The organism is Alcanivorax sp., from assembly GCF_040119285.1.
Classification (GTDB): domain Bacteria; phylum Pseudomonadota; class Gammaproteobacteria; order Pseudomonadales; family Alcanivoracaceae; genus Alcanivorax.
Genome location: NZ_JBEDTY010000038.1, coordinates 148370 through 164751, shown reverse-complemented (window position 1 = coordinate 164751; position 16382 = coordinate 148370). Strand labels below are relative to the sequence as shown.

At 55.6% G+C, this 16382-nt stretch carries 15 protein-coding genes, 1 tRNA gene and 1 pseudogene; 1 reads left to right on the top strand and 16 read right to left on the bottom strand.

Translation table 11 applies throughout. The annotated features are described in order from the left end of the window. Nucleotides 1–310: 310 nt before the first annotated feature. The gene (locus ABNH10_RS15310; RefSeq protein WP_349386728.1) at nt 311–1213 is read right to left on the bottom strand and encodes a cytochrome P450; all 903 of its coding nucleotides are present in this window, start codon (nt 1211–1213) and stop codon (nt 311–313) included. Nucleotides 1214–1218: 5 nt separating this feature from the next. Beyond that, on the bottom strand, nt 1219–1734 hold the full coding sequence (locus ABNH10_RS15305) for a cytochrome P450 family protein (RefSeq protein ID WP_349386727.1): 516 nt from the start codon (nt 1732–1734) through the stop codon (nt 1219–1221). A gap of 731 nt (nt 1735–2465) precedes the next feature. On the opposite strand from ABNH10_RS15305, the pseudogene ABNH10_RS15300 reads away from it, so the two are divergent. Beyond that, nucleotides 2466–2680: pseudogene (locus ABNH10_RS15300) on the top strand (hypothetical protein); the annotation flags it as partial. 1335 nt (nt 2681–4015) lie between these two features. Here ABNH10_RS15300 and ABNH10_RS15295 read toward each other — a convergent pair. From ABNH10_RS15295 to ABNH10_RS15230, 14 genes are all read right to left on the bottom strand, one after another. Further along, nucleotides 4016–5902, bottom strand: coding sequence for a DUF927 domain-containing protein (locus tag ABNH10_RS15295; protein WP_349386726.1), 1887 nt, complete (start codon nt 5900–5902; stop codon nt 4016–4018). Beyond that, nucleotides 5899–6813, bottom strand: a complete 915-nt coding sequence (locus ABNH10_RS15290) for a toprim domain-containing protein (RefSeq protein WP_349386725.1) — start codon at nt 6811–6813, stop codon at nt 5899–5901. The genes ABNH10_RS15295 and ABNH10_RS15290 overlap by 4 nt, the downstream gene beginning before the upstream one ends. Next, nucleotides 6803–7261, bottom strand: coding sequence for a hypothetical protein (locus ABNH10_RS15285; protein ID WP_349386724.1), 459 nt, complete (start codon nt 7259–7261; stop codon nt 6803–6805). Before ABNH10_RS15285 ends, ABNH10_RS15290 begins: the two co-directional genes overlap by 11 nt. Beyond that, entirely contained in the window at nt 7258–8106 is an 849-nt protein-coding gene (locus tag ABNH10_RS15280) for a hypothetical protein (RefSeq protein WP_349386723.1), read from the bottom strand. Before ABNH10_RS15280 ends, ABNH10_RS15285 begins: the two co-directional genes overlap by 4 nt. Nucleotides 8107–8519: 413 nt before the next feature. Continuing rightward, complete coding sequence (locus ABNH10_RS15275) at nt 8520–8885, bottom strand: hypothetical protein (protein WP_349386722.1); 366 nt, start codon at nt 8883–8885, stop codon at nt 8520–8522. After that, a complete protein-coding gene (locus ABNH10_RS15270; RefSeq protein WP_349386721.1) occupies nt 8878–9171 on the bottom strand; it encodes a hypothetical protein in 294 nt (97 codons plus the stop codon). Before ABNH10_RS15270 ends, ABNH10_RS15275 begins: the two co-directional genes overlap by 8 nt. Beyond that, entirely contained in the window at nt 9168–9434 is a 267-nt protein-coding gene (locus ABNH10_RS15265; RefSeq protein ID WP_349386720.1) for a helix-turn-helix transcriptional regulator, read from the bottom strand. Before ABNH10_RS15265 ends, ABNH10_RS15270 begins: the two co-directional genes overlap by 4 nt. After that, nucleotides 9434–9721, bottom strand: a complete 288-nt coding sequence (locus tag ABNH10_RS15260) for a helix-turn-helix transcriptional regulator (protein WP_349386719.1) — start codon at nt 9719–9721, stop codon at nt 9434–9436. The genes ABNH10_RS15265 and ABNH10_RS15260 overlap by 1 nt, the downstream gene beginning before the upstream one ends. A gap of 74 nt (nt 9722–9795) precedes the next feature. Then, nucleotides 9796–10776 (bottom strand): hypothetical protein, encoded by a 981-nt coding sequence (locus tag ABNH10_RS15255; protein ID WP_349386718.1) that lies wholly within the window; start codon nt 10774–10776, stop codon nt 9796–9798. A gap of 247 nt (nt 10777–11023) precedes the next feature. Next, nucleotides 11024–12247 (bottom strand): tyrosine-type recombinase/integrase, encoded by a 1224-nt coding sequence (locus ABNH10_RS15250; protein WP_349386717.1) that lies wholly within the window; start codon nt 12245–12247, stop codon nt 11024–11026. A gap of 189 nt (nt 12248–12436) precedes the next feature. Beyond that, nucleotides 12437–12512 (bottom strand) — tRNA-Phe (locus tag ABNH10_RS15245). A gap of 53 nt (nt 12513–12565) precedes the next feature. After that, nucleotides 12566–12850 (bottom strand): oxidative damage protection protein, encoded by a 285-nt coding sequence (locus tag ABNH10_RS15240; RefSeq protein WP_011589561.1) that lies wholly within the window; start codon nt 12848–12850, stop codon nt 12566–12568. 45 nt (nt 12851–12895) lie between these two features. Continuing rightward, complete coding sequence (mutY, locus tag ABNH10_RS15235) at nt 12896–13972, bottom strand: A/G-specific adenine glycosylase (protein WP_349386716.1); 1077 nt, start codon at nt 13970–13972, stop codon at nt 12896–12898. A 105-nt stretch (nt 13973–14077) separates the two neighbouring features. Continuing rightward, complete coding sequence (locus ABNH10_RS15230) at nt 14078–16288, bottom strand: AsmA family protein (RefSeq protein ID WP_349386715.1); 2211 nt, start codon at nt 16286–16288, stop codon at nt 14078–14080. Nucleotides 16289–16382 lie beyond the last annotated feature (94 nt).

The following is a 16382-nucleotide window of genomic DNA, read 5'->3' as shown; positions in this document are numbered from 1 at the left end:
AGTCCACGGAAACGTAGCATCTGGCATGGCGGCAGTGTCCTTGTTGTGTTGCTTGGTCGCACAAACAACTTAACTCGGTGCACTGTCCGCCCATACCTATTTCACTCTAATCCGCGATGAACCTTTTATTTGGTGCGCAGGCGGAATTAAACCAGCCACACGGGGGGTTAAATTTTCATATATAGAAATAACTTGTCGACGAATAAACGGAATTCTTCCGTACCGAACACTGTATGCCTTTGACCCAAGACCGACAGTAATATTGCTTTGTCGGATTGTTGTTCGGCCACCTTTCCGTTCTGACGAGTCATTATTTTTTAGCCGTCAACTTAACCATCATCTTGGAATAGCCTCGAACAAAGTTTGATTGCACGCGCTCCGGCTCATCGATCACTTCGAGCTTCTCAAAACGTGGGAGTATCTCTTCCCAAAGAATGCGCAGCTGTAGTTCGGCAAGGCGGTTGCCCATACAGCGGTGAACCCCGTAACCAAACGCTACATGATTGCGAGCTTCTTTGCGGTCGATGATGAACTGTTCAGGATTTTCAAATTTTCTCTCATCCTGGTTGCCCGACGCATACCACATCAACACGCGATCCCCCTTCTTAATGGTCTGCCCGTTCAGTTCCACATCCTGCGTGGCAACCCGGCGCATATGCGGAAGCGGTGTTTGCCAGCGAATGATTTCAGAGACCATATTGGGGATCAGCTTTGGGTTCGCCTTTAGCTTCTCGAATTGCTCTGGGAACTGATTGAACGCCAATACACCCCCACTCATGGAGTTCCGCGTGGTGTCATTGCCGCCAACAATCAACAACGCGAGATTACCAATGAATTCCAGAGGACGATTGATCAGATCTTTTGTGTCGTCATTGGACTGAAGCATGCTGATCAAGTCGAAACCCGGCTCTTCACCTGCTTTTTGACGGGCTTCTTTATCACGCCAAAGCTTGGAGAAAGACCACGCCATATCTGCCGCGTCATCAAAAAACACATCTTCATTCGTAAACTCGCCGCCGGTTGCCGAGGACGCGCCGGACAATCGATCCGACCAGCCAACCAGTTTTTCGCGTTCGTCATACGGGAAGTCTAACAGTGAGGCGAGCATGCGACCGGTCAGCTCTTTCGACACCACCGGCACCCAGTTGAACGGAGTGTCCAGCGGCAAGCTATCGAGTACGTCCCCGGTGCGCTTGCGGATCAGTCCTTCCATTTCCTTCAGGTTCTTGGGCGCAAAACACCCTGGACCGCCCGCCGCTGTACGTCGTGCTTGGGAGGATCCATCGCGATGAACATTTCGACCGACAGGCCTTCTGGAAATTCACCTAAGGTGATTTGCGGCTCGGAGGAAAACAACTCATGGTTCTTGTCCACGAAGACAATATCTTCGTAGCGTGTTATCGACCAGAACGGCCCGAAAGCACTGCTCTTCTGGTAGTGCACCGGGGCCTCATCACGCAACCGTTTAAGATAAGAACTGGACTTACCTTGTCGGTATAAAAAAGGATTACTCGTATCGATGTCTTCTATCGCCAAATCATTGACGTCAGGCAAATCGGTTTCAGCAAAGTTCACCTGAGGGCGGGACGCTCCAATGGTCTTCTTTTTTACTTTCATCAAGTGTTTTAGTGCCTTGATCTGTAGATGCATTGGCACGATTTTGGATGTGACGTTAATTATTTTTGCTGGGATGTCATTATTTGTATTTGTATTTGTATTTGTACTTGTTGACATGTCGCTCTCCACTCTCACATTTGTAATTCTGGTAACTAAATAGTCATTCCGTCCATTGTCTCCGTGGCCTTAACCTGACACCCCAACCGAGAGGTTTTTGCACGCTCAGGTGTCATGGACAACATTTGTTCTTCGGCATCGTTAATCGGCCCTGTTTTATCAAACCATTCTTCTGGAACAATCAGGTGGCAGGTGTTGCTGGAAGACTCCCTAACCAAAAATTTGTATGAAATCTAGCCTGTCGCTGTGCAGCCATGCTGGCGAGGATATTTAGTGACATGAAGAGGGCATTTCAAGACAGTTAGGGCTTTTTTCTGGGACGGCCATACCAAAAGCGTCATAGCAAGAGGGCCGCAGCAGCCCCCCCTTTGAAGCAGGCATTCCGTCGAATAACTCACTATTGATTGCCTGTGAACCGGGTCTTGCTGCACGGTACCGTGCCCTCGACGTTGGGCCACTTCTAGAAGAAGGCCGCGTATTCCGCCATCCAGACTCACGTGCCAAGCCGCATACCCTGTTTATTTTGCTTGGATGGATTCATTTTGATTCCAATCAACTGAAGCTCACCTTCCCGATGGTGCTATGCCGAACGCTTCAGCGAACAATGAAGGTCGATGAGCAGGGGGGCGACTTCAGGAGGCGCTCAAGCGCGTTAGCGAAGCGCCTGACCTCTTAAAAAGCCGTGATACAAAGCAGGCGGTATGCACAGTGCGACGCTGACACGCCTGTAGCGGCAGTTCAGTCTAGATACGCCAAGTGCAGGTTGGGTGACGGACATCGCTTATATCCGTACCCACGAAGGTCGGCTGTATCTGGCTGTGGTTCTGAATCTGTTCTCGCGCCGGGGAGCAGCCACGATCATGCCGTCGCTGAGAGCTTTTTCCGGTTCCTGAAACGCGTGAGGGTACAGCGAAAGATTTACAGCAGTCGGGGTAGTACAAAGAGCGGCTGGCTAGTGTCTAGCGAATGGTGGTGATTCAGTTCGGCCATTTCAGATGGCTGTGTCCGGCAGCTTCATTTGCGGGTATCTCAAAGAGGGAAGGGGTGGAGTACCCACAAAAATACTCTTGGATTTCAATGGACTCGTTAGGATTGTATTAGACACAAAAAAGCCCCTGATCGTTGTACAATCAGAGGCTTTAAAGGCGAGGCAGGAACCTCTAGTACTGCAATTTGGTGGAGGCGGAATCGAAAAGAATGATTAACGCTATGTTTTTAAAGGGGTTGTCTTTGGTTGTTCTTTTCATGTACCCCCAAAAGTACCCCCAAAACATTGGCGCTGGCGGTGTTTTATTGCTTGTCGGTGGCCTTTCCTGACAGCAACAAGCTGGGGCGGCTGGCCAGTCTCCCCCTGTTTTCTCAATAGCAAACAGACACACTAGCCGAACAATTTACCGAAAGGCTAAGGCTATCGCCAAAGGCACAACTACAACCCCCTTAGAAATTTATCCATCTGTGGGCGCCGCGCGCTCAGCGTACCCGTATGCATTAGCCCCCAGGAAGGACCCAAACGGTGGCTTGGCCACCCAGAGGAATAAGCCCCTTTTGCTGGCCTCAGCTTCAAGCGAATTACGCGCCGCAACCCCATGCAAAGCGGTAGGAAAACAGGAAAACAAAACCGCTACAGCCGTTTTTAGGTTGTCTCGGTTGTCTCAGAGGAAAAAAGGCAATATGAATCATATGGTTACGATAAGACAACCCGTGACACCCTGCCTGCTTCAAGTTGTCTCGGTTGTCTCACCCGATGGCGCTGGATGTTGCCCGAGAGATAACCACAGCATGGCGCGCTGATTTTGGTCATTGCTCAGGGGCACGGGGATGCAAGGAAAAGACGAATGAAGAAGGCTTATTAAATAAGCAAATATCCGCTTGGCACGAGAGGCGGACTTTACTTTTTTGCCAGGTCAGGCCCGATGCGGAATCGCAAACGGTAGAGGCTTTCACGCTCACCAATGGCACACCACTATAGGGCCACAACATTGGCAGAGGGGCAGGGCTGTTTAGATCACCCCACAGGATGACAGGGACAGGGGGTGCGAGGGGATAGCCATCACGGTCAGGCGGCCTCCTCTTCTTTTGTGGATCGGGGTACAGCGAGCCCGCCCGAATGGCATAGCAATGTTTCTGACTGGTGCCCAGCCCCGGCAACCGCGCACGGCAGAGGCTTTCACATCCACCAATGGCATCCCATCACAGGGCCACGGCATCGGCGAAGGGCAGGGCTGTTTAGATTACGCCACAGGGTGACAGGGACAGGGGCCGAGAGGGGAGACCGCCGCGGTCAGGCGGCCTCCTCTTCTTTTGGTGAATCGGGGTACAGCGCCCCCGCCCGAATGACATAGCAACGCTTCTGACTGGTGCCCAGCCCCGGCAAGCGCGCACGGGCCTGAAGGCTCTTGCCATCCCGTTTTAACGCCCCCATATCCGCCAGCAACCGGGCCACCCTTTGCGGATCATGGCCGTTAGCCAGGTGCTGGCGGAAAGCCTCAGGAAGCACAAAGTAAATGGCCTCAGTGCTGGTGCCATCCAATTGGCTTACCGTTTGTTCTGTGCGGCGAAAACCCCAGCGCTCTTGAGTTCGGGGGGAGTGTTCATCTATCTTTGCATTCTCACCATCATCCCACCGGGTAAAGCGGCTCTCCCCAAAAACCTCAAGCTGGTAGCGCACCTCTTCAATAATGTCCTTTTCTTCCTGATTGCCTTCACCGCCCCGGCGAAGAATCCACCGCTTGAAGAGTGCTTCAGCCGCTGCCATCGCCTCGCCGGGTTCCCACCCGGTAACACCCCATTCCGTTGCTAGCTCACCAGCCGCAGCCACCAAGGAAAAGTTATCCGCCGCCCGGCCAGCCTGCCCCCCGGCTGAGCGGGTCAGGTTGTTGGCCATAAATGTTCGACGAATCACGCGCACCCTGTTGGCTAGCTTATCGCTACGATCAGAAACCAAGCGTTCAACAAAAGCAGGAAAAGCCAGTCCGTGATTTTTCTTTACTTCCTTCGCCAGGTGCTCACGCAGGGCGGTACCACCATTAAAGTTATGGTCCTTCTGAAATAGGCCCAAGCGCTTCAGTGAGGCTTCATCGTCATGCAAAGAACAGCTAATAGAGAGCATCCGCATTTCTAGCCCCGCCGCCGCTTTTTTTCCTGCCTTCGCCATAAGCTCAAACAGGCTATGCTCACCATTAGAGAGCAAAACCAATTGCCATCGGTGCTTTAGCTCAGAGACGCTACCGTTCTTTGTGGCGCGTGCCTTGCCCTGACCATTGCCCAACATATAAACGGTCTCACCAATAACCCGCGCATCACACTGGCTGATTTCATCCAGTATCAGCAGGCAATCAGAATGGCCCGCCGCCGTCCCCTCCAGAGCATTATCTGTGGCACGCCAGAGTTGCACATAGTCAGGGCCACCACACACCGACGCAGCCACTTCAAAAATGGTGCTTTTACCCAAGGAAGAGGCACCGATAAAATGAAAGCCGCACGTCTTTGCCCCAATAACATCAAGCAGTGGAGCAGCAAAGGCGGCGCTTATGGCAAACAGCAGCAAGTCATTACCACTGGCATAAGCGGCAACGTTCTTTTTCCACTCTTCAAGCGTCCCCTTGCTTGCCAGTTTGCAGGCGGGTTCGCCATCAAGGTAATAACGCAAAGGTTCAGGCGGGGCACCGACAACCCGGTCAGGAAACATATAAGCACCACCATGCCACCCCATCTTATCCACCAGCCGCACACGCTCTTCAACATCCGCACCGGTTAGGTATTCCAGCAAGGGCTGTTTAACGTGTCGCCCGGTTTCGATTTTTAGTCCCCTTTCAGCTAGTGCCCGCATCACTTCGCTGCCGCCATCGGAAACACATAAGGCATAGGGCATATTCCACAAACGCTCGACGCCGTCCCGGTTCTTGAAGCGTAGCAGCGCACCCCATTCATTCCCTTTTGCCGTGCGCGATTGCGCAATGACTTCAAGGTAATCACAAAGCCGTTTCCACTGGTTAACCTTGGGGTTAGCGTTGAACCACCACACACCCCCGGAATCTACTTTGAATCTTTCTGTTAGGCCGCCAGCACCACCTGCGTTTTTCCGTTTCGGTACGCGCTTTTTGGGGGGCGTTGTGGTGGTTTTTCCGGTCGGTTTCAGGCTGCTTTCTGTGTCTGGTGCCTTGCTCACAAGCGCCCCTCCAATTCCAGTAAGTAACGGTCGTTGTAATCAGTGCCAGGCAAGCCGCCCGGAAAGCTGGGCACCATCCATTCAGCGCCCACGGCTTGGGCCGTTTCTTGTGCCGCTGTTTTTCCGGGGTTGCCCTCGGTGTGGTGATCGTTGTCACCAGCAATAATCAATGGTCTAGCCGGGTAACGCTGGCGCAATAATTCCGCGACTGGCCGCAGGTTGCCGCAATTCATCGCACAGGCCACAGGGTGGCCGGTTAACGCTCGAATGGTTGCGCCCGTGGCCCAGCCCTCGCAAATATACAAAGGGCCATTAGTGCCCCCCTTATCGCCTGCTATGGGGGAGTAGCAGCCGCGCACCCGTCCGCCAGCAACAAACCGCTTAGAGCCATTCGGCCATATGCGTTGCAGGTTCACCCAGCTTTCACCATTCACAGTTAATGGCACCAGTAACGCGCCGTCCTCGTTGTCTTGCCGCAGCCCGTAGGGCTCCACATGCTTGGCTTGCAGGTAGCCATGTGCCGGGTCGGCAGGCCGCGCCCAATGCCACCAGGTCTTTACCTTCATGGCGACGGCTTTTTGTCGGCGCTCCCGATCCTTGCGGGCCTGTTCCTGTTGCTGGCGGACGTTCTCAGCATGCCGGGCCATGGTGGCCCGTTCCTCAAACGTCATCTGCTCACGGTCTACAGCACACCAGGTTTCTTGCTGGCCGGTTTTCCAGTTACCAAACGCACCGGAGGGGATGCCGTCGAGATACAGCACATACCAACCGTTTAAACTGCCGCGCTTGTCTTTGTCGGTGCGGTAACGGTGTATCTCACCATCTGCTACTACCTCGCCAGGCAAAGGGCCGTTAACTGCCTCAAGCGCATTACGAAAAGATGCAATGACCTCAGCATGATTAAGGTTCATGGGGGCCACCCTCGAAGGCATCCGCCCCCCGTTGCGCTTCATACGCCCCGACTTCCGCCAGCACCATGGCTTCTGCGTTGTCGCTGGTGGGTTTGCGTTGCGCCTTGCAGCAACGGCAGAGCGCAAGAAACAGACACCCAAGCCGTTCGCAGTATTCCAGCCCTAGCGCATGAACATCACCCAAACCCACGGGGGCGGTTTGTTCAGGGGATTCATCGGGCTGTAAACGCTCTATCTCCGCCTGATAATGCTGGAACAGCGCAAGCCCTTCATGGGCATACGTCGCCGCCAGGCGGGCCAGTATGGTGACGCGCCGGGCGCTACCGTCCCGCAGAGGAGAAGGCGCGGCGCGGTAGCAGTCACCGACCGCCCACGCCAATTGCTCAAGGTGTTCCAGAAACTCCACCGCTAAAGCGATGGTATTCAGTACATCCGCTTGCTGTTTCATGCCTTGCCCTCCATGGCCGTCATAAAGTCTTGAACCGTAGACTTGAGCGCCCCGGCGCGGGCCTGTTGAGCCAGCCACACATCGTGACCGGTAATAACCAATTCGGTGGGGTCATTGGGTAATGCCTCGCCGCTATACAGGCGGGCGATGCGCTCCACCAGATCGCGGGCGGGGTCGGCTTCTTCCTCGCTGTCAGGTGCTGGCGGGTTGAGGGTGCTGGCTGTGCCGGGGGCCTCACTGGCAGGGCTTGGCAGGTCAAAAGCGATAGCACCCCAATCACACAAGGCATCTTCTGTCACTTCACACGCCAGGCGGGCTAGCACCCCTGCTTTCTTGTCGTTGATCAGTTCGGCGCACAGGGCATGAACGCGGGTACAGACCTCCTCGATAGCGTTCAGGTCGTTGCGGTGGCATTCCACTAGCACAGCCACTTCAGAGCCGCCGCCGTCATCTTGGGCGCGGTATTGCTCCACGGTGCGGGCCATCTCAGTGGCTTGGGATGCCAGACGGTCACACCACCATCCCGCCTGATTCATGGCGGTTAGCATTAGGGCGGCGTTTTGGGGGCTGGCAGGCACACGGGCCTTTTCTCGCTGCCACAGCACACGGCACAAGGCGTTAAGCTGGCTCAGGCACTCCACCCCAAGAGTAAGGCTGTCATGGTGATTAGAGAGGGCTTGATAGCGGTTCATGCGGCACCCCCACACCAAGGCACGGGCCTTGTTCATGTGGTGGTTATAGCGGCGCAGGCGGCTGCTTAAACTGGAATTGTTACGCAGGGCGGCCATAGCCATGGCACGGTGCGCACGCGAACGCAGTACAGAGGGAATATGGGTAGGTTTCATGGGTGAAGCTCCTTGAGTTTTGGAGCCGTCCCCGGTTGCGGCCAAGCAACGAATGGGGGCGACTGTACGCAGGTTGGCCGACCGGTACTCAAGGGAACCGGCACACCCGAAGGTGTCCCACGCACAGCCGCCATAACGCATAGCGGGCACAAAAAAAGCGCCTGCTCGATGGTGGGCGCTTGTGCGCCTTGAGTAATTCGACCGGCCAAGGTCGGCCACGGATTTTGCCGCAGCACAGTAACTGTAACGGGCCGGGGCCGGGTTAGCAACGGCGTGAGGGGTTGTGGCAGGGCATGGCAGCACCGCCAGCGCTTGAAGCATTGGGATTGTATTCATCATGGTCACTCCTTCCCCCAGCCCCTCAGAGAGCATCACAAGACGCGCCAGAGGGGGGCGGGGCAGATTCTCAGGGATTAGGCGGCAATCGCCGGGGCTGCTGGTGCTGGCGGCTCCGGGGGTTCCGGTAAGCAATACCCCCACAGTTCCAGCAGAGCCAAAATGTATGGCACGCTCTCAGCATCCAGCACCAGGTCAAGGAAGTAGCTTTTAAGGCGGGCTTCCTTGCCCTGATAACCGACCACGCTGACCCATTCATACCGAATCGGTACGCCGTAACGGTTGCGCAAATCGGAGATGGTGGAGTTCAGAGCGGTATCCCCCAAAGCGCGGGCCTCGAAGCGGTGCAACCCCCTACGGGTTGCCAGCGCGTGAAGGATTCGGGCTATTTTTTTCGGGTCGGCTGGTGGCAGTAGCTGGCGGAAGGTTTCATGGTTAATCATGGCTGCGCCCTCCCAGCTCAAGCCGGTACTTGCCGTGTAATACCAGTGGGCGGTTTCTTAGCCTTTCCTCCTCACCGCTTCCCGCAGTAACCGCAGTGGCTCCCCGGTAAACGAGAGATCCGGGCACAAAACTTTCAACTGTTTGCCATTCCTTGGGCATCGCCTCAATTTTGGCCAGGGCTTCAGCTTCGGTATCTGCATACACATAACGGGTTACGGCAAATACCCCGGCCACATCAAGCCGGAATAGCTTACTGCCGATTATTTTAGGGTTGCTGGCGGTCATGGCTTGTGCCCCTGTGCGGCTTCAGTGGTATTGGCCACCGGGTCAAACTGGCTAAGCCAGGCATCCAGCCCAGCCAGAGGGTAAAAGACTCGCCGCCCCAACTTGAGGTACTTGGGCGCAGCCACGCCGCTAAGCACGCCGGTTGTACGGCTCTTGCGCAGGGTGGCAGGGGAAAGCCCCAGATAATCGGAGGCTTGCGGTTCGCTCAGGCGCTGGGGTAGCCCATCGGGGCCGGTTGCGGGTTGCAGGGTTACGGTATTCATCACGCTGCCCCCCGTTCCACTGACTGGATATAGGCGTAAATATCCGCAGCTCGCCAGACAGTGACTTGGCCACCGGGTAAGCGAACGCCAGGCGGAAAGCGCCCGGCTTTCACGCCCGCCCACCAGGTGGATTTAGCAACGGGGACAATTGGCGTAATGGCAGGTCGCGACCGCTTGGGGCCTTTGTCACGGGCGCGGTTTCGTGCGGCCTGTTCTTCGGTGATTTCTGTTTGCCCGACGATCTGATATAGGCGCAGATAGCCGGTTTGGGGGAGGGTTGTTTGCATTGCGGCGTCTCTCTTCAGTTTGGACGCCTTTCAGACTATGTATGTTTTCACGACAGCCCCGGCTATCGTGAAATTTACTTTTTGCCTATGGTTTTTTTGATTGGTGAAAGTAGGTTGCTAAAACGATTGAAACCAAAGGTCTGGGCCTTGCCATTGTCGTCGGTGTAGGCAACGAACAGCTTCCCGTTATGGTTGGTTTTTTCCTTCGCGTCTGGCCATTCGTCAACCATTTCACTTACTAAGTGTGGCCATAATTCTTTTGCGCTTGCACTGGCATTGCCGGGTATCTCTAGCAGCCGAGTAACTATTCCCCGTATGGGTGTGCGGGACTTACTGGCACGACCGGATTGCTCCGGCGACTCCCTGCTATACAGCCTCATCAAGGTACATATTTCGCCAAGCTCAAGGCAGGCCAGTTCCCTGGACTTCTCCGAACGATCCACCCCCGGATTCCACAGCCGGAAAGCGGTAGTGATGATTTTCGCCGCCAGCACCTCCGCTGAATCATGCGCATAACCCTTTTCGTTTTCCAAATACGTATCAAGCTCGATGCAACATACCAAGCAAGCCAGAGGCGGGGCGGTTGTGCGCCAAGTGGGGAGCAGGTCGGGCGCGAGGGTCCAGAATCCGTTTTCGATCGTCCAGCTATCCGCCCGGTAGCTGGGGACTGGCACGCCACCTTCTCGCCAAGAAAACATGGCTGCCATTTCAGCCGCCCCCACAACAAATTCCGGCGCGTCAGTTGCTGCATATTGCACCGGAGTATCCGTGCCGAGGTACATAACCCGTGAACAAGGCAGGCCACGGGCTTTTAGCAGGGTGCCGGCTTCATCTTCATATTGTGCTGCCTTTCGGAGAAACGGCGCGAGCGGCTTGCAATGGGAGGTTTTTTTAAAAGGGGGTTCACCAGAGTGGCCAAGGTTTCTGGTCCGGTTTTCCAAAATGCGGTGCTGGTTTTCAGGGAGATCATTGAAGAATAACCGCCGTTCTTCCGGGGTTACAGGGGACCCGATAAGCTTGCGTGAAAATCGCTTGCCTCCCATCCGCTCCTTCATTTCTTGCCACCCCGGTTCCCGTTTGATGTGCCTACATTTTAGGCAATCGCTATTGAGAAACATACAGCGCTATAGAGTGAGACAACATGAGACAACCCTAGTCCGTCCGGTTGTCTCAGGGTGCTGGCGGCTAAGATGCTGTTTTATTTATATATATTTTAGGTGAGACAACCAAGACAACCGAGACAACCCATAAAAACCCATTCCGTAAAAGCACACCAGCCAGCCCCGGGGGAGTTACCCGGATTCAGGCCCGGCGAATGGGCACCACGTCCGCCCCGGTTTTTAGGCCATCCAGATAATCCGCCCATGCTTGCATCATCTTGCGGCGTTCTTCCAAATGCTCAGCACGGTTGTAGGCGGCACGCACTTTGTTCCTTTCGGTGTGGGCTAGCTGGCGCTCGATAATGTCCGGGTTCCATCCCAGCTCATTCAAGCGAGTTGACGCCATGGCCCGGAAACCGTGGCCGGTCATTTCCTCTTTGCTATAACCGAGACGCCTTAGGGCGGCGTTAATGGTGTTCTCACTCATGTGGCGGGCCAGGCTACGAATAGCCGGGAACACATAGCGGCTATTGCAGGTGTATGGCTTCAGCTCCTCCAGAATGGCGACCGCTTGCCGGGACAAGGCGACTACATGGGCCGTGCGCATCTTCATGCGTTCGGCAGGGATGCGCCACACTGCGGCTTCTAAATCAATTTCATCCCATTGCGCCCCGCGTAGCTCACCAGGTCGAACAAATACCAGTGGTGCCAAGCGTAAGGCGCAGTGCGTCACATACTGGCCACCAAAGCCATCAATGGCCCGCAATAGTTCGCCGATCTGCTTGGGGTCGGTAATCGAGGCACGGTTAACCGTGTTGGTGGCGGTTAGCGCCCCTTTCAGGTCAGGGCAAGGGTCACGCTCACATCGCCCGGTTGCGATGGCGTAGCGAAAAACCCGGCTGGCTGCCTGTTTGGCTCGGTGGGCCGTCTCATGCTTGCCCTGCTGTTCGATCCGACGCAGAGCCGCCAGCACCAGCGGCGGGGTTATGTCATTGGGGGAAAGGCCGCCTAAGGTGGGAAACAAGAACGACTCCAGTAGCCACAGCGTTTTGTTGTAGGTGCTGGCGGCATAGGTCGAGCGTTGTTTGTCTAGCCATTCACGGGCAATGCCTTCAAACGTGTTCGCGTCGGCGCTGGCAGCTTTGGCGGCTTTGGCGGCTTTGGCGGCTTTGCGATCAAGGCAGGGATCAATGCCATCCGCCAGCGTTGCCCGTGCCTCTTGGTGAGACTGGCGAGCATCCTTCAGGGACACTTCAGGATAGACACCCAGCGCTAACATTTTCTCTTTGCCCGCGAAGCGGTATTTGTAGCGCCAGTATTTTTGGCCCTTGGCTGTCACCAGTAGAAATAAGCCATTGCCATCAGCCAGCTTGTACGGCTTGTCCTTGGTGGTTGCCTGCCTTACTGCGGTAGCGGTTAGCTTCATGCGCCTGCCTCCCCTTGGGGGTATCTGGGGGTATCCGTTTTGGCTTGGGCTTGAGATACCCCCATAAATACCCCCACTTTTTGGGGTATGGGGTCGGATGCCATCGGATACGATTAGACACAGCTTAACGCAAAAAGCCCTGATATACAGGGCTTTGGGGGCTTGCTTGGATGGGGCTGGACTGCAATTTGGTGCCCGGAGGCGGAATCGAACCACCGACACGAGGATTTTCAATCCTCTGCTCTACCGACTGAGCTATCCGGGCAATCAGGGCGCGTATTAAAGCGGCTTGGATCGAAATCGTCAAGCCGTGGGCGTTTATTTGTTCGCATCGTGAGCAGGTGGAACGTATCCCTCTGCTTTTTCGTAGTTTTCATTGTTCAGAAAACGATCACGTTGCTCATCAAGGAAGCGTTTGGCTTCCGGGTCCATCACGTTCAGGTGTTTTTCGTTGATGAGCATGGTTTGTTCGTGAAGCCATTCCTTCCAGGCTTGCTGGGATACATGGTCGAAGATGTCCTGCCCCTTGGGGCCTGGGAAGGGTGGACGGGGCAGACCTTCCATGTCGCTTTGGTATTTGCGGCAGAAAACCGTGCGGCTCATAACGTCTCCGTGGGAATGCTTGGTCTGAATGGAGGTTTGGGGCGACTATAACATGCGGGCTTGCCGTGGTGCGGACAAGCTGGCTAGCAGCTTTTTCACAGGGGCTGCCAATCCCAGTTTTCCGGGGTTTCGTGGGTTTACCCAGCGGCCATTATTGTCACAGGGGCCGGCTGTGTCCACGGCCACTTCCAGCGGCTCGATATCCAGGTGGTAGTGGCTGAAAGTGTGCCGAAAGGGGGGCAGCTGTTGGGTGTCGCCACGGGCATCAAAAGCGCGGGTTTGAAGGGCATGGTGTACCTGTTCCATGGCACAGGTTTGCGGGAAGCACCACAGGCCGCCCCAGATGCCTTGCTGGGGGCGCTGTTCCAGCCAGACCTGACCCTCCTGGTCACGCAAGATAAGCATGACGGTGGTGCGCACCGGCAGGGTTTTTTTCGGCTTTTTGCCGGGGTAGTCCTGGGGGTTGCCGTTAGCGTGGGCTTGGCACCCGGTTTTCACTGGGCAGGCGGTGCAGTCGGGGGTGCTGCGTCGACACAGGGTCGCTCCCAGGTCCATGATCGCCTGGGTGTAGTCTGCCAGTCGGTGGTCGGGTGTGTAGTGCTCGGCCAGCTCCCATAGCCGGCTTTCCACAGGTTTCTTGCCGGGCCAGCCAGGTACGGCATGCAGTCGGGCCAGCACCCGTTTAACGTTGCCGTCGAGGATGGGAGCGCGAATGCCGCGGCTCTGGGCAAGGATAGCCCCAGCCGTGGAGGGGCCGATGCCGGGGAGTGTGGCCACTTCTTCTACGGTGTTGGGGAAATCACCTGCGTAGTTCTCCAGTAATTGCTGCGCACATTTGTGGAGGTTGCGGGCGCGGGCGTAGTAGCCGAGGCCGGTCCACAGGTGTAGGACTTCATCCTGTTTGGCCAGCGCCAGCGTTTTGACATCCGGAAAGTGCTCCATGAACCGCTGGAAGTAGGGAATCACCGTGTTCACTTGGGTTTGTTGCAGCATGATTTCCGATATCCACACCTGATAAGGCGTGCGAGGGTGCTGCCAAGGAAGGTCTTGGCGGCCATGCTGGTCGTACCAGTCGAGCAGCGCCTGGCTGAAATGCTCGGGACTCAATGAGTATTTAGGCATGGACTTCCGGGTGGGTAGGTAGGGCGGAAGCGATTGTCGTCTGCTTCCGCCCGGTTTCGGTTTGGCTTTTATGGGTTGCCTGATGCGTGACGCCTGCAGCGTTTCTTAATCAAACAGGCTCTTGAGGCCGTCCTGGAGTTGTTTATTGATTTCATCTTTGGCTTTTTTCTGGGCGGCATCCTTGAGGACTTCTTCAGTGGTGTCGCCCTCGCCTTCGATGCCGAGTTTGTCTTTCAGCTTGTCCTTGGTCGCGTTGGCGGCGACCTGTTTACCGATGTCTTTGAAGCCGTCCTTGTCCGGCCCGCACCATTTAGCGGGGCTGCCGCCCAGGTTGCCTTTACAGCGCAGTGGCCAAGTGGTGCCTTGCAGATACTTGGATGTGCCCAGCTCTGGCGATTGCATACCAATTTGCAGATCGAAGTCTTGGTTAAGGATATTCATCCAGCCGTTACCACTCAATTCGCCCTTGCTGAGGGTGGCATTGAGGCTGTCGAGGTGGGCCACGTTCTTATCCAGCCGAGCCTTGGTTTTAAGGTCAAGAATCTTGGTGTCTTCAGACAGTGCGGAAGGTAGCTTGCCAGATGCCTGGCCGGGAATAAGGGCGGTGGTCAGGCCCTGAAATTGACCCATCATGTCGTTTATGCCGCCCACCAGAGTGTCGTACAGGTTCAGGCCGCGCACAGTGGCGTCAGCCAGACTTAGATCGACATTGCCCTTGGCGGAGTTCATCAGCGCTTTTTCACTGTTGCCACTCGCGCTGTAGCTGCCGGACATGGAAAAAATACCCTTGGCGAGATCGTCGTCGAGTGCCATCTGGGCGATGGGCTGAATTTGTACGCTGCTGATTTTGTTGGTGGCCGAGAGTTTCGGGGTGCTGCCGGAGGCATTTAGCGTGGCGTTGGCGCTGAAACTGCCGCCCAGGGTGTTGCCGGTGGCTTGGGTTAATTTGAGGACGCCGTTGTTGGCGGTCACCGCAAATTTCATATCGCTGGCACTGATGCCGCCATAGTTGAGATTGCCGATGGCCAGTTTACCGTCTACCAGTAATGGGCGAAGCGTGTCCACGGGGATCAATTCTGCGTCGCTGAGGCTATTGGTGCCGCCGGTTTTGCCGCCGCCAGGTGCTGCGGTTTCAGTGTCGCCGCTGGCGGGAGGCATGTAGCCGTCCAAGGTGATTTTATCGAGCGCCAGATCAAAGACGATTTTTCCACTTTCCAGGCTGGCCAGGCCAGCGCTACCACGGAAGGTGCTGTCATCCAGGGTTACGGTGAGCGGGCTGGCCATGACGCTGCCGGGCTCGCCGCCCAAGGTGGCATCCAGGGTAATGTTGCTCAGCGCATGGCTGTCGGTGGTTTCGATGGGGGCTTCGCCAATGGCTTCCAGTACCTTGTTGGCATTGAAAGGCGCGGTGGCCAGTTTGCCGCTGAGCTGCATGTCACCGGTGAGTGCAGTGATCTCAACATTGCCTTTAGTCTCTGTGCCGGCTGCTTGCAGCAGGAAATCCTTAATGGAGGCCGTGTCTTCCTCTAGGTTTAACTCAACATTCTGTTCCAGGTGCACATCCACCGGCATGGTGGTGGCGCCAGCGATGTTGGCATCCAGTGTCATCGGATTGAGGAGGAAATGGTTGTTGTCGAGATCGGCGGATAAAACGGTGTCCAAATTCATGTCCACTCGCATGTCGCTTTGGTCTTGATAGCGCAGGGATAGCTGGAGGGGAAAAGGCTCGTCCAGGTTTACGTCTTGGGCGTTCAGATTGAAGTGCTCGACCACTATATCCGTGCTGTCAGCGGTATTGCGGTAGCGGACCTTGCCATCGCTGACCACAACCGTGGGGATAGTGAGGGGGATATCGAAGCTGCTGCTGCCCTCCTCTTCGTCGGTCGGTTCCTCCGCCTTTGCCGTGTCTTCTGCGGGTGTTTGCGGGCCGATTTGTTCCCAGTTGGCGCCATCAGGGCCATCAACCAAATTGACATTCAAACCAGCCAGAGTAATGCCATCCATTTCCACCTGACCATACAGCAGTGGTAGTACAGCGACGCTGACACTGGCCTCATCAAGGGCAGCAAATAGTGCCTCTTCATCGGCGATACGCGCTTCTGTGCGGCCCAGGCTGACGCCTAGAGAGGGCCAGAACTGCCAGGCCAGGTCGCCCTGAATATCTAAGGTCAGGTTGGCCTGCTCTTGCGCCTGCTTCTCGATCTCTGGCTTAAATTCGTTGGGGTCAATCACCTGCGTGATCACAAAAACAGCAATAGCTAATAGCACAATGATGGCAAACAAAATGATCAGCAAAATTTTTAACAGGCGTCCCATGGAGCACTCCTTGCGCGTTGGTCATTGGATCGTGATTATAGCAGTGGGAATTCACTGACCATACCGTAGCATTATTCGTGATTGTTGTTGTGAA